Annotated in this window: 20 protein-coding genes; 11 read left to right on the forward strand and 9 right to left on the reverse strand. The window is 69.1% G+C overall.

Features of this window, described 5'->3' with window-relative positions; translation table 11 throughout:
- Nucleotides 1-105 precede the first annotated feature (105 nt).
- The 5 genes from QMG61_RS01540 to QMG61_RS01560 all read left to right on the forward strand — a co-directional run bounded on the left by QMG61_RS01540 (nt 106) and on the right by QMG61_RS01560 (nt 6,304).
- Nucleotides 106-1,323 (forward strand): exonuclease SbcCD subunit D, encoded by a 1,218-nt coding sequence (locus QMG61_RS01540; RefSeq protein ID WP_283492564.1) that lies wholly within the window; start codon nt 106-108, stop codon nt 1,321-1,323.
- Nucleotides 1,320-4,394, forward strand: coding sequence for an AAA family ATPase (locus tag QMG61_RS01545; protein WP_283492565.1), 3,075 nt, complete (start codon nt 1,320-1,322; stop codon nt 4,392-4,394). The genes QMG61_RS01540 and QMG61_RS01545 overlap by 4 nt, the downstream gene beginning before the upstream one ends.
- Nucleotides 4,391-4,747 carry a DUF2834 domain-containing protein gene (locus QMG61_RS01550; RefSeq protein ID WP_283492566.1) on the forward strand — a complete coding sequence of 119 codons (357 nt, stop codon included), beginning with the start codon at nt 4,391-4,393 and terminating at the stop codon, nt 4,745-4,747. Before QMG61_RS01545 ends, QMG61_RS01550 begins: the two co-directional genes overlap by 4 nt.
- Nucleotides 4,748-4,889: 142 nt before the next feature.
- Nucleotides 4,890-5,960: a TerC family protein gene (locus tag QMG61_RS01555; protein ID WP_283492567.1), complete on the forward strand. Its 1,071-nt coding sequence runs from the start codon at nt 4,890-4,892 to the stop codon at nt 5,958-5,960.
- Complete coding sequence (locus tag QMG61_RS01560) at nt 5,957-6,304, forward strand: winged helix-turn-helix domain-containing protein (protein WP_283492568.1); 348 nt, start codon at nt 5,957-5,959, stop codon at nt 6,302-6,304. Before QMG61_RS01555 ends, QMG61_RS01560 begins: the two co-directional genes overlap by 4 nt.
- A gap of 12 nt (nt 6,305-6,316) precedes the next feature.
- On the opposite strand, the gene QMG61_RS01565 is transcribed toward QMG61_RS01560, so the two are convergent.
- Nucleotides 6,317-7,009, reverse strand: coding sequence for a Pr6Pr family membrane protein (locus tag QMG61_RS01565; protein ID WP_283492569.1), 693 nt, complete (start codon nt 7,007-7,009; stop codon nt 6,317-6,319).
- 152 nt (nt 7,010-7,161) lie between these two features.
- Here QMG61_RS01565 and QMG61_RS01570 point away from each other — a divergent pair, with 152 nt between their 5' ends.
- The gene (locus QMG61_RS01570) at nt 7,162-8,184 is read left to right on the forward strand and encodes a TerC/Alx family metal homeostasis membrane protein (RefSeq protein ID WP_283492570.1); all 1,023 of its coding nucleotides are present in this window, start codon (nt 7,162-7,164) and stop codon (nt 8,182-8,184) included.
- Here QMG61_RS01570 and QMG61_RS01575 read toward each other — a convergent pair.
- The 5 genes from QMG61_RS01575 to QMG61_RS01595 all read right to left on the reverse strand — a co-directional run bounded on the left by QMG61_RS01575 (nt 8,181) and on the right by QMG61_RS01595 (nt 14,069).
- Nucleotides 8,181-8,996, reverse strand: a complete 816-nt coding sequence (locus QMG61_RS01575) for an amino acid ABC transporter ATP-binding protein (RefSeq protein ID WP_283492571.1) — start codon at nt 8,994-8,996, stop codon at nt 8,181-8,183. The genes QMG61_RS01570 and QMG61_RS01575 overlap by 4 nt on opposite strands.
- On the reverse strand, nt 8,983-9,651 hold the full coding sequence (locus QMG61_RS01580; RefSeq protein ID WP_283492572.1) for an amino acid ABC transporter permease: 669 nt from the start codon (nt 9,649-9,651) through the stop codon (nt 8,983-8,985). Before QMG61_RS01580 ends, QMG61_RS01575 begins: the two co-directional genes overlap by 14 nt.
- A 54-nt stretch (nt 9,652-9,705) precedes the next feature.
- Nucleotides 9,706-10,521, reverse strand: a complete 816-nt coding sequence (locus QMG61_RS01585) for an amino acid ABC transporter substrate-binding protein (protein ID WP_283492573.1) — start codon at nt 10,519-10,521, stop codon at nt 9,706-9,708.
- Nucleotides 10,522-10,772: 251 nt separating this feature from the next.
- Nucleotides 10,773-11,741 carry an agmatinase gene (speB, locus tag QMG61_RS01590; protein WP_283492574.1) on the reverse strand — a complete coding sequence of 323 codons (969 nt, stop codon included), beginning with the start codon at nt 11,739-11,741 and terminating at the stop codon, nt 10,773-10,775.
- Between the two features lie 129 nt (nt 11,742-11,870).
- A complete protein-coding gene (locus tag QMG61_RS01595; protein WP_283492575.1) occupies nt 11,871-14,069 on the reverse strand; it encodes a RecQ family ATP-dependent DNA helicase in 2,199 nt (732 codons plus the stop codon).
- A gap of 408 nt (nt 14,070-14,477) precedes the next feature.
- Here QMG61_RS01595 and QMG61_RS01600 point away from each other — a divergent pair, with 408 nt between their 5' ends.
- A complete protein-coding gene (locus tag QMG61_RS01600) occupies nt 14,478-14,720 on the forward strand; it encodes a hypothetical protein (protein WP_283492576.1) in 243 nt (80 codons plus the stop codon).
- Nucleotides 14,721-14,735: 15 nt separating this feature from the next.
- Here the strand turns inward: QMG61_RS01600 and QMG61_RS01605 are convergent, their stop codons facing one another.
- Nucleotides 14,736-15,215, reverse strand: a complete 480-nt coding sequence (locus tag QMG61_RS01605; RefSeq protein WP_283492577.1) for a PPOX class F420-dependent oxidoreductase — start codon at nt 15,213-15,215, stop codon at nt 14,736-14,738.
- Nucleotides 15,216-15,294: 79 nt separating this feature from the next.
- Between QMG61_RS01605 and QMG61_RS01610 the strand changes: the two genes are divergently transcribed.
- Nucleotides 15,295-16,035 carry a hypothetical protein gene (locus QMG61_RS01610; protein ID WP_283492578.1) on the forward strand — a complete coding sequence of 247 codons (741 nt, stop codon included), beginning with the start codon at nt 15,295-15,297 and terminating at the stop codon, nt 16,033-16,035.
- Nucleotides 16,036-16,038: 3 nt separating this feature from the next.
- Here QMG61_RS01610 and QMG61_RS01615 read toward each other — a convergent pair whose 3' ends face one another.
- Nucleotides 16,039-18,486 (reverse strand): glycoside hydrolase family 65 protein, encoded by a 2,448-nt coding sequence (locus QMG61_RS01615; RefSeq protein ID WP_283492579.1) that lies wholly within the window; start codon nt 18,484-18,486, stop codon nt 16,039-16,041.
- A 60-nt stretch (nt 18,487-18,546) separates the two neighbouring features.
- Here QMG61_RS01615 and QMG61_RS01620 point away from each other — a divergent pair, with 60 nt between their 5' ends.
- The 3 genes from QMG61_RS01620 (at nt 18,547) to QMG61_RS01630 (ending at nt 21,569) form a co-directional block, all read left to right on the forward strand.
- Nucleotides 18,547-19,830: a M18 family aminopeptidase gene (locus tag QMG61_RS01620; protein ID WP_283492580.1), complete on the forward strand. Its 1,284-nt coding sequence runs from the start codon at nt 18,547-18,549 to the stop codon at nt 19,828-19,830.
- A 72-nt stretch (nt 19,831-19,902) separates the two neighbouring features.
- Complete coding sequence (locus tag QMG61_RS01625) at nt 19,903-20,556, forward strand: MerR family transcriptional regulator (protein ID WP_283492581.1); 654 nt, start codon at nt 19,903-19,905, stop codon at nt 20,554-20,556.
- 2 nt (nt 20,557-20,558) lie between these two features.
- Nucleotides 20,559-21,569: a hypothetical protein gene (locus tag QMG61_RS01630; RefSeq protein WP_283492582.1), complete on the forward strand. Its 1,011-nt coding sequence runs from the start codon at nt 20,559-20,561 to the stop codon at nt 21,567-21,569.
- On the opposite strand, the gene QMG61_RS01635 is transcribed toward QMG61_RS01630, so the two are convergent.
- Complete coding sequence (locus QMG61_RS01635) at nt 21,566-22,465, reverse strand: oxygenase MpaB family protein (protein ID WP_283492583.1); 900 nt, start codon at nt 22,463-22,465, stop codon at nt 21,566-21,568. The two genes, QMG61_RS01630 and QMG61_RS01635, sit on opposite strands and share 4 nt — an antisense overlap.
- Nucleotides 22,466-22,484 lie beyond the last annotated feature (19 nt).

Genomic DNA, 22,484 nt, shown 5'->3' on the forward strand with positions numbered 1-22,484 from the left:
CTTTGTTTGTCAACTAAAACAAAGATAAACAAAGATTCGTGCCGTTCGCGCCCGAGCCGAAGGGGTTGTCCCGGGATGTCGGCGGTGCCAAGTAGCGTGAGGACCATGAAAATCCTGCACACCTCGGACTGGCACATCGGGCGCAGCTTCCACACGCACTCGACCCTGGGCCACCTGCGTGAGGTGCTCGCGGCGCTCGTCCTGGTGGTGCGGGACCGTGAGGTGCAGGTCGTCGTCGTGGCCGGTGACGTCTTCGATTCCGCGATGCCGTCGGCCGACGCCTACTCGCTCCTGGCCTGGGCGCTGCGGGAAATCCGGCAGGCCGGTGCCTCGGTCGTGCTGACCAGCGGCAATCACGACTCGGCGACCCGGCTCGGCTTCCAGGCCGAGTGGGCGGGCCAAGCCGGCATTCACGTGATCACCCGGCCGGAGCAATTCCTCGAACCGGTCACCATCAACGACGCTCACGGCCCCGTGCACTTCTACGGGATCCCCTACCTCGAACCGGCGATGATCCGGCACCTCTTTCCCGAGGAGACCCTGCGCAACCACGAACAGGTACTGACCTTCGCGATGAGGCGGATCCGCGAGGACCTGGCGGTGCGCGGCGGGCGCTCCGTCGTGCTGGCGCACTGCTTCGCGGCCGGGGTGACCCCGGCCGCCGAGGCAACCGAGGTCGAACGCGACATCACCGCCGGCGGACTGGACCTGGTGCCGGTCGCGGTCTTCGGCCGGGCCGACGCCCCGCAGATCACCGCCCCACAGGCCGACGCCCCGCAAACCAGCTACCCGGACTACGTGGCCCTCGGGCACATTCACGGCCGGGCCACCCTCACCGACCGGGTGCGCTACTCCGGCGCGCCCCTGCACTATTCCTTTTCCGAGGCCGACAAACCGCGCGGGGCATGGCTCGTCGACCTTCAGGCCGGTGACACCGCCGCGATCGAGTGGGTCGGGCTTCCCGTGCCCCGAAGGCTCTCCGTGCTGACCGGGGAAATCGGCGAACTGCTCACCGGCGACGATTACGAGGAGTTCGAGCACGACTGGGTGTCGGCCGTGCTCACCGACCAGGTGCGCCCGCTCGACGGAATGCGCCGACTGCAGAAGAGGTTCCCGCACTGCGTCACGCTCGAGCACCGGCCGAAAGTCACCGTTGACACGGATGCCGCCAGCTACGGCGAACGCCTTCATCTGAAAGACGACCACGAAATCGTCGCCGAATTCCTCCAGTTCGTGCGCAACGGGGTCGGCCAGACCGAGTTCGAACGAGAGCTGGTCGCCGAACTGATGGCGGCGAACGATTTGCGGGAGATCACGGCATGAAGATCAAACGGCTGCGGATGGCGGGGTTCGGACCCTACAAGAATGAGCAGGTCGTCGACTTCGAACGGTTCGACGACGACGGGATCTTCCTGATCACGGGCAAGACCGGCGCGGGCAAGTCCAGCATCCTGGACGCCGTCTGTTTTGCGCTCTACGGCAACGTTCCCCGCTACGAGGGCACGGAATCCCAGCTCCGCAGCGACTATTGCGAGCCGGAGGACCCCACTTTCGTCGAACTCGACTTCGGGCTCGGGGAGCGGGACTACCGGATCTACCGCACCCCACGCTACGAGAAGGCGAAGAAACGTGGGACCGGCACGACCATGGCTCAGCCGGACGCCCGGTTGGATCTTCACGAGAGCGAGGGCTGGCGCACCATTGCCACCCGCCCGGTCGACGTCGGGCACGAGCTCACCCGCGTCCTCCCGCTCAAGCAGGACCAATTCCTCCAGGTGATCCTGCTCGCCCAGAACCGATTCCAGAAATTCCTGCTGGCCAAGACCGACGACCGCAGGGCGGTCTTGCGTACCCTGTTCGGCACCATCCGGTTCGAACAGCTGGAGACCGAACTGATCAACCGGCGCAAGGCCCTCGACGAGCAACTGGCCGCCGCGGGCGGGCGCCTCGGCGATCTGGCGTCGGCCGTCGCCGGCCAGGCGCAGCTCGACGAGGCGCACGGGAACTCCGACATCGACTGGTTCGAAACGGTCCAGCGGGGGATCGACGTGCAGTTCGGGCTCGCCTGCGACGCCGCGCAACTGGCGGATGCGGCCCTGGCCGTCGCGACGGAGAACTCCCGGTCGCAGGAAGACCTCCGACGGCGTCAGGACCGTCGCGACGCCGCGGCGGCCGACGCGGCCATCCTGGCCGGGCGCACCGATTCCGTCGATGCAGACCGGGCGGCCGTGCAGGCCGCGAATCGGGCCGCGCGGGTCTGGCCGCTCGTCACGGCACGCCAGGACGCCGAATCGGTCCTGGCCGCATCGCTGGTCGGCGAAGCAGAAGCCCGATCCGGCTGGCGCAACTTCGCCGCGACAGCGCCCGGACCGGCGGAGCCACGACAGGCCGGCTCGCTGGCCTCAACCACGGGAACCTCAACACCGGGAACCGCAGCCTCGGAAATGGCGGGCGCGGAAACGGACTCGCCAGGGGCCATCGGCGCCGTCATCGACGCGCTGGTCGGCCGGCTCGGCTCCCTGGCCGATCTGCTCGTGGCGGAGAACACACTGCCAGGGCTCGACCGCGACCTCGCCGAAATCGCGGCCAGGCTCGCCAGGCACGGCGCGGCGTTCGAGGTCGCCGAGGCGCGCCTCGCTGCCCTGCCCGACCGGCTCGACACCATCGACCGGGAACAATCCGTGGCCGCCCTTGCCGCGGCCCGTGAGCCGGAGGCCAGCGCCACCCTGGCCAGGGCGGAGGCCGCCAGATCGGCCGCGGGCGAGGCAGCCGCCCTCGAGCTGGAGCTCCACGGGGCCTACCAGGCCGACATCGCCGCCGCCGCCGCGAACACCTCGGCCGCCGTGCACTTCCAGACCCTGGTCGACCGCAGGCTTGCCGGACATGCGGTGGAACTGGCCGACCAGCTCGTCGACGGACAGGCCTGCGAGGTGTGCGGCTCCACCGTGCACCCGGCCAGGGCAGTCGGAGACGCCGAACCCGTCACCGAGAGAGACATCGAGGCGGCCAGAGTCGGGATGACGGCGGCCCAGACGGCTCTCGAGCAGACCCGCGCCCTGATCCAGGCGATCACCGTGGGCCTGGCGGAGGCTCGCGCCCGGTCGGGTGACCGCGGAACCGACGAACTGGAGACGGCCGCGGCCACCGCCGAGGTCGCACTCGGCGTGGCCCGTGATGCCGCCGTGACCGAGGCCGAACTCGGGGTGGAAAAGCTGCGGCTCCGCGACGAACTGGATGCGGCCGGCCGGGCGCTGGCCGAGGCGAGGGAGGCCAGGGACGTCGACACGACCCGGCTCGCCGAACGAGGAAGCCAACGCGCGGGGATCGTCGACCGGGTCGATGCCCAGCGCGGCGAGTGCGCATCCGTCACCGAACTCGCGGGCCGGTTGCGGGACGAGCTCGAGGCGGCGCGCGCCCTCGGCGCCGCCATCGATCGCAGCCGGGAGCACCGCGGGGTGCGTGCGGCGGCCGCCGCCGCGGCGGAGACCCAACTGGCCGCGGAGGGCTTCGCCGACGAGGCTGCCGCTGCCGCGGCTCGCCTCGCCGTAGCCGCCCTGCTCGAGGTGGAGGCGAGGATCCGTCGCCATGACGACGAGACCGCCGCCGCGCGTGCCGTGCTTGCGGAGCCCGACCTGGCCGGCCTGGCCGCCCTGCCCGTGGATCCGGCACCGGCGCGCGAGGCCCTGGCCGTCGCGGCCGCTCTGCGCGATGCGGCCATCGCCGACCGCGCCTCACTGGCCGAGCGGGTGGCCGTGACCACCCGTCTGCTCGACGAGGCCAGGGCCTTGTTCGAGGTCTCGGCCGACGTGCTGGCCACCCAGACCCAGGTGCGCGATCTCGCCGCCGTCGTGCACGGCGAGGATCCGAACACCAAACGGATGCGATTGGAAACCTTCGTGCTCGCCGCGCAACTCGAGCAGATCATCGCCGCCGCGAACGGCCGGCTGCGCACCATGACGGGCGGCCGGTACGCACTCGAACACGATGATTCGGTGCAATACCGGGGCAACCAGTCCGGGCTGGGTCTGGCCATCCGCGACGAGCACACCGGGCGGGCCCGCCCGACTCACTCCCTCTCCGGCGGTGAGACCTTCCTCGCCTCCCTCGCCCTGGCCCTCGGGCTTGCCGAGGTGGTCTCGAACCAGGCCGGCGGTGTCGCCCTCGACACCCTGTTCGTCGACGAGGGCTTCGGGTCGCTCGACGGCGCAACGCTGGAGACCGCGATGAGCACCCTCGACGGGCTGCGGGCCGGCGGCCGCACCATCGGGCTGATCAGCCACGTCGACTCGATGAAGGAACAGATTCCCGCCAAGCTCTCCATCATCGTGACCGACCAGGGCTACAGCGAGATCGAGCCGCAGCCCACCCGGCCCGCGGCCATACTGGCCTCATGACCAAACACTGGACTCCGCTCGCGCTCCTCTACCTGGGCCTGAGCCTCGCCGGGCTCATCGGAACCTGGACCTTCAACCTGCTCGCCATCGTCTCGCTGCGGGACTTCGTCGGCGACTGGGTGGGCAGCGGTCCGGCGGTGTCGTCGCTGACCGTGGATCTCCTGGTGGTGGCGGTGGCCGGCAGCATCCTGATCATCGTCGAGGCCAGGCGGCTGGGGATGAAGGGGGGCTGGCTCTACGTGCTGCTCTCCGGCCTGACGGCGTTCGCCTTCACCTTCCCGCTGTTCCTCGCGATGCGGGAACGCACCCTGCAGGCTCAGCGGGAGCGGAAGTCGGCTTGCCCCAAAGGGTGAAGTATGCTTCACTTGTTTTTGGAGGGGAGTAATCCCCAGCGTGTGGTCGTCAATCCGGTTTCGTCATCGAAGCCCGGCCGCAGGAACCCGATCCGGGTTGGACCAGACCTCCAGTCGCAACACTGACTGGAAGGCATGACCCATGAACGTTCCCCTCTACGCCTGGCTGCTGGTGTTCGGCGTGATCGCCGTGATGCTCGCCGTCGACCTGTTCGCCCATCGCAGCGCCCATTTGATCGGGGTGCGCGAGGCCGCGCTCTGGTCGGTGGTCTGGGTGCTCATCGGCGTCGGCTTCGGGGCCGTGATCTGGAACACGGCCGGAGCCGAGTTTGGGCAGCAGTACTACGCCGGCTACCTGATCGAGAAGTCTCTCGCGGTGGACAACGTCTTCGTCTGGGCGATCATCTTCGCCGCCTTCGCGGTGCCGCGCGAGTACCAGCATCGGGTGCTGTTCCTCGGCGTTCTGGGTGCGCTCGTGCTGCGCGGCGGCTTCATCGCCGCGGGCGCCGTGCTGATCGAGAACTTCTCCTGGATCCTCTACGTCTTCGCCGCGTTCCTGATCTATACGGGCTACCGCATGATCCGGACTCGCAACGAACACGCGCACCCCGAGAAGTCGCCGGTGCTGCGACTCTTCCGCCGCTTCATCCCGATGACCGAGGCGTTCCACGGCCAGCGGTTCCTCGTGCGCAAGAACGGCGTCCTGCTGGCCACGCCGTTGCTGGCGGTCCTCGTGCTCGTCGAGGTGACCGATGTCGTCTTCGCCGTGGACTCCATCCCGGCGATCTTCGCCGTCACCAGCGAGCCGTTCATCGTCTTCACCGCCAACGCCTTCGCGATCCTGGGTCTCCGGGCGATGTATTTTCTGCTCGCCGACCTCATGCACCGGTTCGTCTACCTCAAGATCGGCCTTTCGCTGGTGCTGGTCTGGGTGGGCATCAAGATGCTGCTGCTCGACGTCCTCTACATTCCGACGAACGTCTCCCTGGCTGTCATCGCGCTGATCATCGCGGTGTCGGTCGTGCTCAGCCTCCGGGCCACGCGAGGCCAGGGCCGCCGCGAGATCGAGGCCGTTCCCGCCGGCTCGTTCCGCGAAGCCACCCCCGACGAACTCGCCGAGATGGAGCCGGTCTGGCGCCGCCCGGCCCGCAGATCTGGCACGACGGCCGAGCAGAAGGCCGGACCGAAAAGGGAGAACGAGAACCAGCGATGACCGATTCGATCACCGAGCCGCCGACGCCGGAGACGGATGCCCCCGTCAAACCGTGGACGTTCCTCACCCACCACGCGCATCTGCTCCTCGCCATCGCGGAAAACCCCGATGCGCGGGTGCAGGAGCTCGCCGACACGGTGGGGGTGTCGCCCCGGGCGGCGCTGAGCATCATCGCGGACCTGGTCGAGGCCGGGTACATCCGCCGCGAACGGGTGGGGCGGCGCAACCACTACAGCATCGAGCGGAACCGGCCGTTCCGGCATCCGTCGACCGCGGCGCACAGCGTCGACGAGATGATCGCCGTGTTCGGCACGTTCGCGCCCGTGCCGCCGGGCAAGGACTGAGTGCGGCGCAGGTCAGGCCGCGGGCTCGGTTGCGAGGACACGCGGTCGGAAGCGGCTTGTGGCGATCGCGGCGGCGGCGAGGCCGCTGATGAAGGCAGCGATGCCGAGCACGTAGAGGGCCACGGCTGTCGCGCCGCCGGGCTGGGCAGGGTCGAGGAACGGGTAGGTGTAGAAGCCGGTCAGCGTTCCTCGCAGCAGCGCGTAGACCACCCAGAGAACCGGGTAGATCAGGGTGTATCCGAAACGCTTCCAGGCCAGGGCCGGTCGCCCCGGCGAGAGGATCCAGTCCAGGGTGAGGAAGATCGGCGCCCACACGTGGAGTACCTCGTTGGGCCAGCCGACCCCGATGAACCCGTCGGAGACGACATTGCGCAGCAGCGCGTTGTAGACCACTCCGGTGACGACCGCGTAGGTGAGCACCGACATCCGTACCCCGGTGAGGAGTTGGGGATCGAGGGGACGCCGCAGGGCGAGGGAACCGCCCACGAGCAGCACGACCACGTTCATCAGGCTCGACTGGATCGTGAAGTAGCCGAAGTACTCGGTGGCCACGAAGGCGTCGTTCCAGAGCTGGTCGGTGATCTGCGTGGCGATGCTCGCGAACAGCAGCAGACCCATGCCAATCCGCAGCAGCCCGGAGAGGCGTCGGAGGGTGGAAGGCGATGGTGAGTCGGAGGCCACCGTAGGAATCGCTGTTGAAGTCACTGGAAAAGAATAGTGCTGCCGAACTGGGGAATCAGCGGGGCAGGCCGCTCGCTTCAACGCCCCTGAAGTAAAGTCACCGAAGCACCTACGTGATCCCCATCAGCGGGGCCACGCCGATAATCCTCACTGAGGACACGACAGGAAGGTCACCGTTGCTGGACGTAACTGCGCTCCGCTGGACGCTCACGATTGCACTCATTCTGGGTCTGCTCGCGCTAGACCTGGGCCTGGCCATCGCCCGGCCGCACGTTGTCAGGTTTCGCGAGGCCGCACTCTCGTCGGTGCTGTACATCATGGTCGCGATCCTGTTCGGCCTCGTTTTCGCGGCACAGGTGGGCTGGGGCTTCGGCGCGGAATACTTCGCCGGCTACATCGTTGAGAAGAGCCTGTCCATCGACAACCTTTTCGTCTTCGTGATCATCATGTCAACCTTCGCCGTTCCGGAAAAATACCAGCAGAAGGTCCTCATCTTCGGGATCCTGCTGGCACTCGTTCTTCGGGCGATTTTCATCGCGCTGGGTGCAGCCCTGCTCTCGCTGTTCTCATTCATGTTCCTGATCTTCGGGCTGGTGCTAATCTTCACGGCCGTCCAGCTGTACCGGCACCGCAACGTCGACCCCGACGTACAGGACAACGTGCTGGTCCGGGTGGCCCGTCGTGGGCTGAGAGTCACCGACGACTATGTCGGCGGGCGGATGTTCACGCGAAGCGCCGGCCGCCGCGCGGTGACACCGCTTTTCATCGTGCTGATCGCGATCGGCAGCACCGATCTTCTGTTCGCACTCGACTCGATCCCGGCGATCTTCGGAATCACCGACCAGGCGTACATCGTCTTCACGGCCAACGCCTTCGCGCTGCTCGGGCTCAGGGCTCTGTTCTTTCTCGTCAAGGGGCTCCTCGACCGGCTGGTCTACCTGTCAACCGGGCTGTCCCTGATTCTGGCCTTCATCGGCGTGAAACTTGTTCTGCACTGGGGACACGGCCTTGACGACCGAGTGCCGGAGATCAGCACCAATCTCAGCCTCATCGTCATCGGTGTGGTCTTGACCGTGACCACGATTGCCAGCCTGATCAAGACCCGCCGGGATCCCGCGGCACGAGCTCATGCCGGCTCGCTGCGAGCAGCGGATCGGCCGGATTCTGAACCGACGAAGCGGCCCGGCTCAGAAGCCTAGAAGGGGAAGAGCAGCCGGTGCAGGAACTGGCGGGTGCGTTCCTGTTTCGGGTCGCGCAGAACCTGCTTCGGATCGCCGTGCTCGACGATCCTGCCGCCGTCGACGAACGCGATCTCAGTTGCCACTTCCCGGGCAAATTCAAGTTCGTGGGTGACGATCACCATGCTCCAGCCCTCCACGGCCAGTTCCTTGATCAGGCGCAGCACGTCGCCGACGAGTTCCGGGTCGAGCGACGAGGTGGGCTCGTCGAAGAGCAGCAGTTGCGGCCGCAGGGCGAGCGCGCGCACGATGCCCACGCGCTGCTGCTGGCCGCCGGAGAGCTCGAACGGGTAACTGTCCTTCTTGGCGGTGAGGCCCACCCTCTCGAGCAGCGCGAGCGCCTCCGCCTCGACCTCGGCCTTCGGGCGCCGCTGCACGATCACGGGTCCCTCCACAACGTTCTCCAGCACGGTCTTGTGCGGGAACAGATTGTAGTGCTGGAAGACCATCGCCGATCGGTCGCGCAGGGCCGAGAGATGATTCCTCGTCGGTGCGGTGGCGAAGTCGACGGACAACTCGCCGGCCAGGTCGATCGTGCCGCCGTCGGCCAGCTCCAGGCCGTTCAGGCAACGCAGAATGGTGGTCTTGCCCGAACCCGAGGGTCCGATCAGGGCAAGTACCTGGCCGCGGGCCACCGTGAGGTCGATGGACTGCAGAACCTGGTTCGGACCGAAACTCTTCTGCAGTCCCCGCACGCGGAGCAGGGCTTCGGCGGCCGGCGCACCACCCGGGGCGGTCGAGTCAGTGCCCTCAGGCCGGTCAGTGGGCGACATAACGGTCCAATCGCTTCTCGAGCACGCCCTGCACCGAGGAGAGGGCAAGGCAGATCACCCAGTAGACCAGGGCGGCCTCGAGGTAGAGCAGCATGAACTCCTGGCTGAACGCGGCCACCTGCTGCGCCTGGCGGAAGAGCTCGGTGACCAGGATCAGCGAGGCGAGAGAGGTGTCCTTGACCAGGCTGATGAAGGTATTCGAGAGGGGAGGGACGGAAACCCTGGCGGCCTGGGGCAGGATGATCCGGGTCAGAGCCCGCCGGTGGGACATGCCGATCATGTACGCCGCCTCCCATTGCCCCTTGGGCACGGAGAGGATCGCGGCGCGGATCACCTCGGCGGCATACCCGCCGACGTTGATCGAGAATGCGAACACCGCGCTCGGCCACGGGTCGATCACCACCCCGAGTGACGGCAGCCCGTAGAAGATCACGAAGAGCTGAACCAGGAGCGGGGTACCCCGCACGATCGAGATGTACACCCGGGCCGTCCAGGAGAGCCACCGTCTCCGGGACAGCCGCATCAGGGCCAGGAGGAGGGCCAGCACGAGACCCACCGCGAACGACACCAGGGCGAGCGGGATCGTCCCGGTCAGGGCGCCGAGCACGATCGGTCCGAGGGAACTCAGAAACAGGTCCCACGTGGCTTGGTTCATACGGAGTAGTCCGGTATCTCGGTCGAGGCTGACTGGTGTCGGCGCAAACTCAGGCTACTGGGAGACGTCCGCCCCGAAGTACGTGTCGGAGATGCTCGCCAGGGTGCCGTCGGTGCGGAGTTCCTCGAGCGCCTTGTCGACGGCGTCCGCGAGTGCGGTGCTGCCCTTCGCGAAGGCGAACGCGCTCTCGGACTGGTCCGTGGTGGTCGCGGCAACCTTGAGCCCGGCCGCGCCGGTCTGCTTCTTGTAGTCGAGGTAGGTGAGCTTGTCGTTCACCGTGGCATCCACCCGTCCCTGCTCGACGAGGGCGACCGACTGGGCCCAGCCCTCGACCGCCTGCACGTTCGCGCCGCTCTCGGTGGCGAGGGCGTTCCAGTTGCTGGTCAGCGACTGCGCGCTGGTCTTGCCGGCCAGGGTCGCGAAAGAGGTGATCGCGGTGTTGTCGCTCTTCACGACGATGACCCCGGAGGAGTAGGTGTACGGGGTCGAGAAGGTGTACTTCGCGGTGCGCTCCGGGGTGATCGACACCTGGTTGGCGATGACGTCGAACCGGCCGGCCTCGAGACCGGCGAAGATGCCGTCCCACTGGGTCTCCTCGAACTTGGCCTTGACGCCCAGCTTCGCGGCGACCGCCTCGGCGACCTCGACGTCGTAGCCGGTCAGGGGGCCGGAGCCCTCGCTGTGGAAGGAGAACGGGCGGTAGGTGCCCTCGGTGCCGATGGTGAGCGTGCCGGACTCCTTCACCGAGGAGAGCGAGGTGTCGCCGCCGGTCGAGGCCGTCTGATCCTGTCCGGACCCGCCGGCCGAGCAGCCGGCCAGTGCGATCGCCGTCGCTGTGAAGAGAACCGCCGAGATGATCTTGAGCTTCATTTTTTCTGGCCTAACCGGGATGCGGGTGGGAACGTCAGGATGGCGACGGTCCGTTGTGACGAGATCACAGGATGCTGGATCTCCAGGGCGCTCGAAGGCGACGCCCGAAGACTAACAAGGGCGCGGCGGTCCCTGGTATTCCCGTGACGCGAGGTTACTCGCACGGATCCCGTCAACGGTCAACGCCCCGTCGGGGTTGCGGACCCCGATGCAGGGTTCGGCCCCGGGGCGTTCCCGCTGCACGTCGTCCGTTAGGCCGACGGCACCGCTTCCGCCGACGGCGTCATGGCCGAGATGATCTCGTAGGCGACGTGGGAGGCGGCGACGGCCGTGATCTGCGCGTGGTCGTAGGCCGGGGCGACCTCGACGACGTCGGCGCCGACGAGGTTCACGCCGCGCAGGGCGCGGATCATCGCGAGCAGCTCCCGGCTGGTCATGCCGCCGGCCTCCGGTGTACCGGTGCCCGGCGCGTGCGCGGGGTCGAGCACGTCGATGTCGATCGAGAGGTAGACGGGCCGGTCGCCGAGGCGGGCGAGCATCCGTTCGATCGCGCGGGGGAGACCCTCGGTCTCGAACTCGTGGCTGGCGATGATCGCGAAGCCGAGGCGCTCGTCGTCGCGGAGGTCGTTCCGGGAGTAGAGCGGGCCGCGGATGCCGACGTGCAGGCTCGCCGTGAGGTCGATCAGGCCCTCCTCCGACGCCCGGCGGAACGGCGTGCCGTGGGTGACCGGGGCGCCGAAGTAGGTGTCCCAGGTGTCGAGGTGTGCGTCGAAGTGCAGCACCGCCACCGGGCCGTGCCGTTCGGCGACGACCCGCAACAGCGGAAGGGCGATCGTGTGGTCGCCGCCGATGACGACGAGGCGCTTGCCGTCCGCCGAAAGCTCGGTCGCTGCCGCCTGGATCTGGGCGACGGCCTCGGTGAGGTTGAACGGGTTGGCCGCGATGTCCCCGGCGTCGACGACCTGCTGGCTGGAGAACGGCTCGACGTCCTGCACCGGGTTGTACGGGCGCAGCAGGCGGGAGGCCTCGCGCACGTGCGCCGGGCCGAAGCGGGCGCCCGGACGGTAGCTGACCCCGGAGTCGAACGGAACGCCGACCACGGCGATGTCGGCGCGCTTCACGTCTTCGAGGCGGGGGAGCCGGGCGAAGGTGGCGATCCCGGCGTAGCGCGGGACGAGGCTGGCGTCGACCGGACCGATGGGCGTGTCTCCATTGACCATGGGGGTTCCTTGCTTGTCAGACGGACGGTGTAGCACTCTGGCGCAATTAAAAGTGTCTCAGAGGCAATATGGGGTGTGGATCGAGTCTGTGGGCCGAACCGGCCGTTGTCAAGGTCGTGCGGGCGACGGTCAGGACCGGAGGGCCAGCGCGAACGGCAGCACCGAGGCCACGCCCTGCCGGCGGAGCAGGCGCCCGGCCACGGTGAGGGTCCAGCGACTGTCGGCGAGGTCGTCGACGAGCAGCACGGGCCGTCCGGCGAACGCGGCCAGCGCGTCCGCGAGTTCCGGCCCGACCGCGAACCGGTCCCAGACCGACGACAACCGGTAGGCGCTGTTGCCGCCGGGGGTGCCGACCGGGCCCCCGCCGACGAGGTCGAGCGAGCCCAGCAGGGGGAGGCGACCGGCGTCGGCGAACGCGCGCGCGACCGACTCGACCAATAGCGGATGCCGCCGTGACGGAATGCTGACCACCGCGGCCGGCCGTTCGTCCCAGTCCCAGTCGGCCAACACCCGGAAACACGCGGCCGTCATGGCCGCGCTCGCCGGGGCATCCGGGGCGTCCGACGCGAACACGTCGCGCAACGGTCCGCCCCAACCGAGGTCGGTCAGTCGGGCGAGGGCGCGGCCGCTGGACAGGCGTTCACCCGGGGGGATGTTGCCACGCACGTCCACGCCGAGGCTCGCCACCCCGGTGGGCCACTGCGCCCGTGGTTCGAGGGCGACGCCGACCCGGTCGAGCGATGCGGCGGCCGCGGCGGCGGCCTCGTCGGCGACCCCGGACGGGTACCAGGCCGCCGTGCAGTTGTCGCATCTCCCGCAGGGAACGGCGGTCTCATCGTCGAGGGCCCGCTGCAGGAACTCCATCCGGCAGGCGGTGGTGCGTTCGTAGTCGATCATCGCCTGCTGTTCGCTCAGCCTGGCCGCGGCGATTCGCTCGTACCGCTCCTCGTCGTAGACCCAGGGCCGGCCGGTCGCGACCCAGCCGCCCTTGACCCGGCGCACGGCTCCGTCAACGTCGAGCACCTTGAGCAGCAGTTCGAGCGGGGAGCGTTTGAGATCGACCCGTGCCTCGAGGGCAGGGGTGGAGAGCGGTGCGCCGCCGTGGACGGCGAGGGCGCCGAGCACGGCCTCCGCCTTGTTCCGGCTCGGCATCGACGAGGTGGCGAAGTACTGCCAGATGGCCTCGTCCTCGACCCCGGGCAGCAGGAGCACATCGGCGTTCGCGGTGGCGCGCCCGGCGCGGCCGACCTGCTGGTAGTAGGCGACGGGGGAGCTGGGTGCGCCGAGGTGCACCACGAAACCGAGGTCGGGTTTGTCGAAGCCCATCCCGAGCGCGCTCGTGGCGACGAGGGCCTTGACCTCGTTGCGCTTGAGCATTCCCTCCGATTCCTCTCGTTCGGCGGTGTCGGTCTGCCCGGTGTACGCCCGCACCGGATGCCCGGCCTCGCGCAGCATCCGGGCGGTGTCCTCGGCCGCGGAGACGGTGAGCGCGTAGATGATGCCGCTGCCGGGCAGCTCGGCCAGGTGGCTGAGCAGCCAGGCCAGCCTGGCCCGGGAATCCGGGAGTCGGAGCACGCCGAGGCGCAGCGAGGCCCTGGCCAGTGGTCCGCGGATGGTGATGACCTCCGCGGCCCCGCCGCCCCCGCCCCCGTCGGTGGTCGAGTTGCCGGTGGTCGAGCCTGTCGAGACCAACCCGCGCGACTCCCCACCGCCCGCCCCGACCCCGACCTGCTCGGCGACATCCGTGACGACCCGACTGTTGGCGGTCGCAGTGGTGGCCAGCACCGGCACTCCGGCCGGCATCTCGGCGATCAGGTCGCGCAGGCGCCGGTAGTCGGGGCGGAAGTCGTGGCCCCAGTCGGAGATGCAGTGCGCCTCATCGACAACGAGCAGGCCGACCCTGGCGATCAAGGCGGGGAGCTGCTCGTCACGGAACGAGGGGTTGTTCAGCCGTTCCGGGGAGACCAGCAGCACGTCGACCTCGTCGTCCCTGAGCTTCTGCAGCACCTCGGTCCACTCGTGGGCGTTGGAGGAGTTGATCGACACCGCGCGCACCCCGGCGCGGGCGGCGGCGGCCACCTGGTCGCGCATCAGGGCGAGCAGCGGCGAGACCAGGATGGTCGGTCCCGCGCCCTGGCGGCGCAGCAGCAGGGTCGCCACGAAGTACACGGCGGACTTGCCCCAGCCGGTGCGCTGCACCACGAGCGCACGTTTGCGCGCGTCGACCAGGGTCTCGATGGCCTCGAACTGACCCTCGTGGAAGTCGGCGTCATCGCGCCCGACCAGGCTGCGCAGAATCTCACGGGCGGCGGCGCGGGTATCGGTCATCCGCCCAGCCTTGCAGACGCGGGTGACAGTGCGCCGGGCGCCGTGCCGATTGCCGAGTTGAGCATCCGTCGCGGCGCACCTTCCGGAAGCGGGCGCGCGGTGGACCGCGCGCCGCCTTCCGCGCCGCGGGCCGCGAGCGAGTGCGGCGCGGGCGGCGAATGCGGCGCGGGCGGCGAGGCGCGAGGCGAGGCGCGAGGCGGCGGAGGTCGCGCCTGCCCCCAACACTGCGGGCGCCCGAACTGGGATTGGCGACGACGGAAACGCTCGACGTAGATTGGAGCAAGCTCAGAATCGGCTGGCTGACACATTCGGGGGGATGGTGCGTTTGATGAGGACCGCCACGCCACGGACAAGCTCGACCGCACCAGCTTCGGCCGCGACGGTCCGTCCGAGCGGAGCGCGCCCGGCATGACGCTTCGACGGGTGCTCACGCCGAACACGATCACGGTCATCTACTCGACTCCGCGTCGCGGAACGCTCAGCTACGTGGGCCTGCTCATCTACATCGCCGCAACGACGGTCTGTTGGGATCGTCTCGCCTTCTGGCCCTGGCTCGCGATGACTTTCGCGGCCGCCGTCGTGCTCTTCATCATGGGTACCCTGTGGCTCGCCCAGGACGATCGGGCGGAACCGGCGCCAGCGCGCAGGTAGATCCGGCTGGGGTCGTCAGAGAGCGTCGAGCCGGGCGGCGACGTCGGCCGGGAAGCCGCCGGTGCCGATCGGGCTCCACCGGGTGGGCGTGATCAGGATCAGCGACTTGTTCTGGAGCGCCATGGCCGCACGGTACTCGTCCCAATCGGAGTGCTCTCCCGCGATGCAACGGAAATATTCGACAAGACCGTCTGCCGCCTCCGGCATGTGCAGAACCTCGGCGTCCCCGTCGACCTGGATCCACCCGCCGTCCCAATCGTCCGAGAGCACGAGAACGGAGGCGTGCACGTCACGTTCGGCGTTGCGGGTCTTCGCCCTGGCCGGGTAGGAGGAGATCACTATTCGTCCGGCCGGATCGACCCCGCCGGACACGGGCGAGATCTGCGGGCGACCGTCGGCCCGGGTGGTGGCCAGCAGCATCCGGTGCCGGGGTCGAACGAACTCGAGCATGCCGTCCAGATCGACGACGGTGCTGGATGCGATACTTCTGGCCATGCGCCAAGGTTACGGCAGGAACGGCCACGCCGCCGCGGAGTTGCGCCGTCGCCCGGCCAACCGTGGCTAGGCTCGCAGCGTGAAGGTGATTCAGCAACTCGAGACCCGGATGCACCCGGATGCGATCGCCGGCTTTCGCCTGGTGATCGCCGAGGCGCGGGTCACCGACTCGATCCTTCTCCCCGAACGGGCGATGACGCGGATGCTCGGACCGGTGCTGTGGATCCTGCGCCGGGTCGGGCCCGCGGGCATCCGCCTCACCCAGGCCGGCTATCTGCCCCCGGCCGTCGTGGTCGCCGCGTCGGCCGAGGTCGACTGGGACTGGCCGGCCGGCGCGAACCGGGAGTCCAACCTGCTTCCGCTGGCCGAACTGCGGGCGCACCTCACCGCGGCCGGCCTGCTCCGGGTCAGAAAGGGCACGCTGCTGCTGACCAGCCGGGGCCGGGCGCTCGCCACAGCGCCGCGAGAGCTCTGGTGGCATCTCGCACGCACCATTCAGGTCAGTCGCGAGCCCGCCGAGAGCGACGCAATCACTCTGCTGCTCGTGCTGATCGCTCGACGCGGTTTCGACGAGGCCGACCTGTTCACCCAGATGCTCGCCCTCGGCCTGGAGACCCTGGGCTGGGTGGCGCCCGACGGCTCCAGGCTCTCGAGCGACGTTGCCACGACGCTGGTCGCGCCCAAGTGGCGCCTGCTCAACCATCTGGGCGTCTTCGCCCGAACTCCGAACGACCACACGCACTGGACGATCACGCCCGGTGGGGCGGCGTTCGCCCGTGCCGCACTGCAAACCGACGTGGAGACTCCCGTCAACGACTGAGAGTCAGCGCTCGAGCGCGAATTCCCGGGTTTCGCCCGGCGAGAGCCGGACCTCCCGTCCCTCCACCCGCACCGCGATGGGTGCGGCGCCGCCCGCCCGCAGCCGGAGCCGCAGCAGGGTCGGCGTGAGTTCGAGCCGGATCGGCTGGTCGCGGTAGTTGATGCTGAAGGCGACCTCGTTCAGCTCGGTGGGAAGCACCGGGTGGAGCCAGAGCACATTGTCCCTGATCTCGAGGCCGCTGTAGCAGCGGAGCATCATGTCGACCGAGCCGGCCATCGCCCCGAGGTGGATGCCCTCCCGAGTGGTGCCGCCCTGGATGTCGGCCAGGTCGCTCGCCAACGCCCTGCCCAGAAAAAGCCAGGACCGTTCCCGGTCGCGACGCGCCTCCACCCAGGAGTGCACCACGTTGCTCAGCGTCGAGCCGTGGCTGGAGCGGGCCCGATAGAAGTCCACGGTGCGCACCACCGCCGCGGGGGACAGCGCGTAGCCCATCGCCTCGAGCTGCTCGCGCAGTTCCTCCGCGGAGAACAGGTAGAGCAGCATCAGCACGTCTGCCTGCTTCGACAGACGGTAGTTGTTCGGGCTGTCACCCTCGGCCTCCAGAATGAGGTCGAGTCGCCCGATGTCACCGTAGCGTTCACGGTAGCCGTCCCAGTCGAATTCGGGGAGGTCCTCGTAGCCCTCGAACTGGCTGGGCACCCCGTCCGCGTGGAAGACCACCCGCATCCGGCGGCTGATCCGCTCCCAGCCCTCCACCTCGTCCGGCCGCAGCCGGAGCCGGTTCCAGAGCGGGCGGCAGTTGCGCCCGGCCAGCAGCGCCACCGTTTCGACGGCCTGGCCGAGCACCCAGGCGGTCATCACATTCGTGTAGCTGTTGTTGCGTAGTCCCGCGCCGGGGGCGCCAGGTGGGCCGTCGTGGAACTCGTCCGGACCCATCACCCCCTCGATGTCGTAGCGGTCGGCGGCCAGATCGTGGGTGGCCAGGGACGCGAAGTAGCGCGCGATCTCGAGGATGAGCTCGGCGCCCTGGTGCACCATGAAATCGGCATCGTGGGTGGCCTCGTAGTACTTCCAGACGCTGTACGCGATGGCGAGGCCGACGTGGCGTTGCTTGAACGAGTTGTCCGGCAGCCAGCGTCCGGAGCGCGGGTTGAAGAGTTCGCCCGGGGTCACCTCCCGTCCGTCGATGCCGCTCTGCCAGGGGAACATCGCCCCGGTGAATCCGGCGGCCCGCGCGGCGGCTTTGGCCTCGTTCAGCCGGCGGTAGCGGTAGCCGAGCAGGGCCCGGCTCAGGTCGGGCCGGCGGAGGGTGAGCATGGGGTAGACGAACGCCTCGTCCCAGAACACATGCCCGCGGTAGCCCTCGCCGCTGAGTCCCCTCGCCGGTACCCCGGCATCAAGGTCGGCATCGACGCCCGCGAGGGTCTGCAGCACGTGAAAGGTATTGAGGTTGAGCGCGAGGGACTGGTGGTCGATGCTTTTCAGGCGCACCCCGAACTCGTCCCACAGTCCCTGCCACTCGCGTTCGTGCGAGGCGAGCAGCTCGGCGGGGTCGGCCACCCGCTCCAGCCAGGTCAGGACGGCGGCGGGGGCGGAAATCACGGCCCGATCGCGGGACGTGCTCACGGCCACGGTCTTCTCGACCCGCACCGGATGCCCCGGTTCCAGCCGGAGCTCGAATTCATGGGCGACCCAGCCCGCCGCATCGCTCTCGAACCGGCGGTCGGGGTGGAGCAGGCGGCGGCCCGCGAAGGCGCGGGTGCGGGCGGCCATCGCGATGTGCACGCCGGAGCGGGTGGTCTCCATCTGAAGCAGCACGGTCTCGACGCCGACCTGCTCGGTGGTGCGCGGCACGAGGTGACCGGAGGCCAGTTGCGCATCGGCGGCGACATTGCGGTTGGCGACCCTCCCGTCGATCCCGGAGCGCACGGTGACGTGGCCGGTCCAGTCCTCGGCTTCGAAGGTCGTCTCAAGCACCGCGATGTGCGGCGCGGCCTGGGAGACGAAGCGGACCGTGGTGACCGTGCTGGTGCGCCCGGCCCGATCCCGCACCCGTACGACGCGGGTGAGCACCCCGCGCCGCAGGTCGAGTTGCTGCCGGTACTCCACCAGGTCGGGGCTGCCCGGCCGGAACCACTCTTCGTCGGCAAGCCGGAACTCGAGTGGGAGCCAGTTCGGTGCGTTGACCATGTGCTCGTCGTCACGAGAGTGCTCGCCCAGATCGGTGTACAGCGGGTTGTAGACGCCGGCGAGGTAGGTGCCGGGGTAGTGCACGGCATCCGCCGCGCACTCCGGCGCCGCGCCGCGCGTTCCCCAATAGCCGTTGCCGAGCGTGCAGAGGGCTTCACGGCGACCCTCCGTGGCCGGGTCGAAGCCATCGAAGCTGAGCAGCCAGGGGCTCGCGGTCTCGCCCGGGTCCGGCGAGCGGGCCTCGCCCTGTGTCGAGTCCATGCCGGTCCCCTTCGCTCGCTGGCGGACGCCCTGCCTGCCCGCGGGTGGTTGGATTGACCCATGACCTTCACAGCAGCCTCGACCACAGCGTACATCGACGACTTCGCCGACTTCATCGCCGCGTCGCCGTCGTCCTACCACGCGGCGGCGGAGGCGGCCAGGCGCCTCGACGAGGGCGGCTTCACCCGGCTGAGTGAATCGGACGAGTGGCCGTCGGAGCCCGGCCGGCGGTACATCCTGCGCGACGGCGCGGTGGTCGCGTGGGTGCAACCGGAGGGTGCCGGTGCGACGACGCCGTTTCGCATCCTCGGGGCCCACACCGATTCGCCCGGGTTCAAACTCAAGCCGAAGCCCACGATCGATTCGCACGGCTGGCTGCAGGCCGGCGTCGAGGTCTACGGCGGTCCGCTGCTGAACTCCTGGCTCGACCGCGAGCTGGAGCTCGCCGGCCGGCTCGTCACCCGTGACGGCACGGAGCACCTCGTGCGCACGGGCCCGTTCCTGCGAATCCCGCAGCTCGCGATCCATCTCGACCGGGACGCCAATACCGGCCTCACCCTCGACCGCCAGCGCCACCTGACCCCGGTTTTCGGCGTCGGCGAGCCCGGCACGGCCGACCTGCTCGAGCACCTGGCCGGCCTGGCCGGCCTGGCCGGGACGGATGTCGCCGGTTACGACCTGCTCACGGTCGACAGTCAGGCTCCCACCCGCTTCGGTCTGGACCTGGCCCTGTTCGCCGCGGGGCGGATGGACAACCTGTCCTCTGTGCACGCCGGTTTGGTCGCCATTCTGGCGGCCGGGGAGTCGGATCAGATCAGTGTGCTGGCCGCGTTCGACCATGAGGAACTCGGCTCGGAGACCCGGTCGGGCGCGAGCGGGCCGCTCCTCGACGACATCCTCACCCGGATCGGGGCTGGCCTGGGGGCATCCGTCAGCCAGCGGTTGCGGGCGTACGCCGAGTCCTGGTGTGTGTCGGCGGATGCCGGCCATTCCGTGCATCCCAACTACCCGGAGAAGCACGACCCGGCCAACCGGCCCGTCGCCGGGGGCGGGCCGCTGCTCAAGATCAACGCGAGCCAGCGCTACGCCACGGATGCCGGCGGCGCTGCGCTCTGGGCCCGCACCTGCGCGCAGGCCGAGGTGGAGTACCAGGAGTTCGTGTCGAACAACACGGTGCCCTGCGGCTCGACCATCGGCCCACTGACCGCGACCCGGCTCGGCATTCGCACCGTGGATGTCGGCATCCCGCTGCTCTCGATGCACTCGGCCCGAGAACTGTGCCACGTGAACGACCCGATCGCCCTGTCGGCGGCGATCGCGGCGTTCTTCGTGCCGTCCGCCTAGGCGGCCCGCCGCGGCGGAAACGGGCGACGCTGGTATAGACAGTAAAGCTATCCGATAGCTACACTATCAACCATGAAGATGGCTCAGCTCAGCGCGGTCAGCGACACCCCGATCGCGACGATCAAGTTCTACCAGCGGGAGAACCTGCTGCCGGTCGGGGAACGCACCGGCCCCAACCAGGCGCGGTACGACTCGACGCATCTGCGACGCATCCGGCTGGTGCGGGGCCTGATCGACGTCGGCGGGCTCAGCGTTGCCGCGGCCCGCGCGGTGATCGAGGCCATCGACTCCGAACTTCCCCTGTCCGAGACCTTCGGCGTCGCCCAGCGCTCGGTCTCTGACCTGCTCGACCCCGCCGGGATCGACGCGGGAGCCCTCGCCAGGGTCGATGCGATCATGGCCGGTTGGTGCGTGTCGGCGGACAACCCGGGACGGTTGGCCGCCGCGAGTGTGCTTGAGACCTTCGACGAGATCGGGCACGTCGACCACCGGGGCTGGTTCGCCGCCTATGCCTCCGCGGCGCTCCTCGTGGCGGAGGCCGACCTCGACGAGGTCGACGCGTTGCCCGACCGCGAGGCCAAGGCTGAGACGGTCGTGGTGGGCACAGTGCTCGGCGACGCTCTGTTCTCCGGCCTCCGTCGAGCCGCCCAGGAACACGTCTCCGCGCTGCGCTACCCCGCAACACACCCCAACCCCGCACGAGTCACCGAACCGCCCGAGGAGTGAGAATGTCCCGTCAGCCGACCGAAGCATCCTGGCCGGATCTCCGCGCCGTCAGTTGGCATCTCCCATTGCTGTGGCTTGCCGTGGGCATGGCGGGGGTCACCCTGCTGGCCGTGGTCGGCCTCCTGGTCGACCCGCGCACCGTCACGGGAGCACCGCTCTGGGCCAAACCGCTGAAGTTCGCGATCTCGATCCTGATCTATTCGCTCACGCTGTCCTGGCTGCTCGGCCTGGCGAGGCGTGGTCGGCGCCTGGTCTGGTGGGCCGGAACGATCAGCGCGGTGTTCCTGGTGGTGGAGATGGTCGTGATCGTCGGCGCCGCCGCGGTCGGAGTGACCAGTCATTTCAACGTGGCGACTCCGTTCCACGCCGCACTCTGGAGCGTGATGGCCATCTCCATCGTGCTGGTCTGGGCGATGGCACTGCTCGTCGCGGTGTTGCTCATCCGGGCCGATCTGGGTGACCAGGCTCGTTCGCTGGCCATCCGGGCCGGCGCACTGATCGCCGTGGTCGGGATGGGGCTCGCGTTCCTGATGACGGGACCGACGGCGACCCAGCTCGACAACTTCACCGGCATCGCCGGCGCCCACACCGTCGGCCTGCCCGATGGCGGGCCCGGGCTGCCTCTGCTCGGTTGGAGCACAGTGGCCGGCGACCTGCGCATTCCCCACTTCGTCGGGATGCACGCTCTGCAGATCATCCCGCTGGCGGCGCTGCTGCTCGAGGTCCTGGCCCGCCGCATCCCGGCCGTGGCGGGGCCGCGCACCCGGTTCCGGCTGCTCTGGGTCGTGATCGGACTCTACCTCGGAGTGCTGGCGCTTCTGACCGGCCAGGCGGTCGCCGGGCAGTCCATCGTGCGACCGGACCCGTTCGTCACCGTGATCGCTGCCCTCCTGTTCGGCGGTGCCGTGGTCGCCGCCGCGGCCATCCTCTGGGGTGCTTCCCGGGACCGGGACCAGGACCGGGACCAGTCCGTGCGGCCCCGGATCGCGGATCGCTCCACCCCGTTCGCTTAAGCGGCGGTGGCGGTGAGCCGGGCGATCCGGGCGCGGGCGGCATCCTCGGATGTGGAGGAGCGGCCGAGCAGGAACCGCACCATGCGGAGCACGGCGCCGGTGGCCCAGACGACCGGGAGCATCGACCGACGCAGGCCCAACAGGTCGCGGTACTCGCGGGGGATCGAGGCCACGGCTCCGGCGAACATGATCCGGTAGAAGGGCATCATCGTCGGTCGCAGCGGCGGGTTGCGGATGAATCGCACGGCCTCGGCGACACGTTCGTCGCTCTTGAGGGTCCCGGCATCCCGGAATGCGTCGAGTTGCTGCTGCAGCTCCAGGCGGGACAGGGGAGGGTTGCGCACCCCGACGAGCTCGCCGGCCTTGGCCCATTCACAGACGTAGCCGTCGGCGCCGCCGGGGATCGCGCCGCCCCAGATGGTGTGTGACTGGAGGAACGCGTCGGTGAAGACGAGGTGTACCCAGGCGAGGAGGTCGGGGTCGCCGGCGGAGTAGGGGCGTTCGATGCCCTGGGAGTCGCGGTAGGTGCCGGTGACCTTGTCGTGGAACCGGCCGACCCGCGATGACTCGCGCTCGGCCAGGGCCCTGTCCCCGAAGGTGACCGTGACGAGCCACTGGATGGTGCCCGAGAGCCGCCCGAGGGGATCTTCCTTGTAGCGGGACCAGTCGTGCACGCCCGCCATCGCTCCGGGATGCAGGGTCTGCATGAGCAGGGCCCGAATGCCGGCGACCATCGTCGCCATGCCACCGTGCACGGCCCAGGCGGCGGAGTCGGGACCGAAGTAGCCTGCGTCATCGCCGAGCTCGATCTTGTCGACCCACTGAGGGTGGCCGTCGGCGTTTCCGGAGAGGGTCGCCAGGAGGTGTGATCGCCAGCTGCTTACGAACCTTCCCATGAGAATAAGGCTAACCCGG

It is taken from the genome of Cryobacterium sp. PH31-AA6, assembly GCF_030063195.1.
Lineage (GTDB): Bacteria > Actinomycetota > Actinomycetes > Actinomycetales > Microbacteriaceae > Cryobacterium.

Coding starts and splice junctions, on each gene's coding strand:
- QMG61_RS01580 (WP_283492572.1), bottom strand. CDS start 9,651: ATGAACCAAGCCACGTGGGACCTGTTTCTGAGTTCCCTCGGACCGATC.
- QMG61_RS01615 (WP_283492579.1), bottom strand. CDS start 18,486: ATGGACTCGACACAGGGCGAGGCCCGCTCGCCGGACCCGGGCGAGACC.
- QMG61_RS01540 (WP_283492564.1), top strand. CDS start 106: ATGAAAATCCTGCACACCTCGGACTGGCACATCGGGCGCAGCTTCCAC.
- QMG61_RS01635 (WP_283492583.1), bottom strand. CDS start 22,465: ATGGGAAGGTTCGTAAGCAGCTGGCGATCACACCTCCTGGCGACCCTC.
- QMG61_RS01560 (WP_283492568.1), top strand. CDS start 5,957: ATGACCGATTCGATCACCGAGCCGCCGACGCCGGAGACGGATGCCCCC.
- speB (WP_283492574.1), bottom strand. CDS start 11,741: ATGGTCAATGGAGACACGCCCATCGGTCCGGTCGACGCCAGCCTCGTC.
- QMG61_RS01545 (WP_283492565.1), top strand. CDS start 1,320: ATGAAGATCAAACGGCTGCGGATGGCGGGGTTCGGACCCTACAAGAAT.
- QMG61_RS01600 (WP_283492576.1), top strand. CDS start 14,478: ATGACGCTTCGACGGGTGCTCACGCCGAACACGATCACGGTCATCTAC.
- QMG61_RS01595 (WP_283492575.1), bottom strand. CDS start 14,069: ATGACCGATACCCGCGCCGCCGCCCGTGAGATTCTGCGCAGCCTGGTC.
- QMG61_RS01575 (WP_283492571.1), bottom strand. CDS start 8,996: ATGTCGCCCACTGACCGGCCTGAGGGCACTGACTCGACCGCCCCGGGT.
- QMG61_RS01550 (WP_283492566.1), top strand. CDS start 4,391: ATGACCAAACACTGGACTCCGCTCGCGCTCCTCTACCTGGGCCTGAGC.
- QMG61_RS01630 (WP_283492582.1), top strand. CDS start 20,559: ATGTCCCGTCAGCCGACCGAAGCATCCTGGCCGGATCTCCGCGCCGTC.
- QMG61_RS01625 (WP_283492581.1), top strand. CDS start 19,903: ATGAAGATGGCTCAGCTCAGCGCGGTCAGCGACACCCCGATCGCGACG.
- QMG61_RS01605 (WP_283492577.1), bottom strand. CDS start 15,215: ATGGCCAGAAGTATCGCATCCAGCACCGTCGTCGATCTGGACGGCATG.
- QMG61_RS01585 (WP_283492573.1), bottom strand. CDS start 10,521: ATGAAGCTCAAGATCATCTCGGCGGTTCTCTTCACAGCGACGGCGATC.
- QMG61_RS01555 (WP_283492567.1), top strand. CDS start 4,890: ATGAACGTTCCCCTCTACGCCTGGCTGCTGGTGTTCGGCGTGATCGCC.
- QMG61_RS01620 (WP_283492580.1), top strand. CDS start 18,547: ATGACCTTCACAGCAGCCTCGACCACAGCGTACATCGACGACTTCGCC.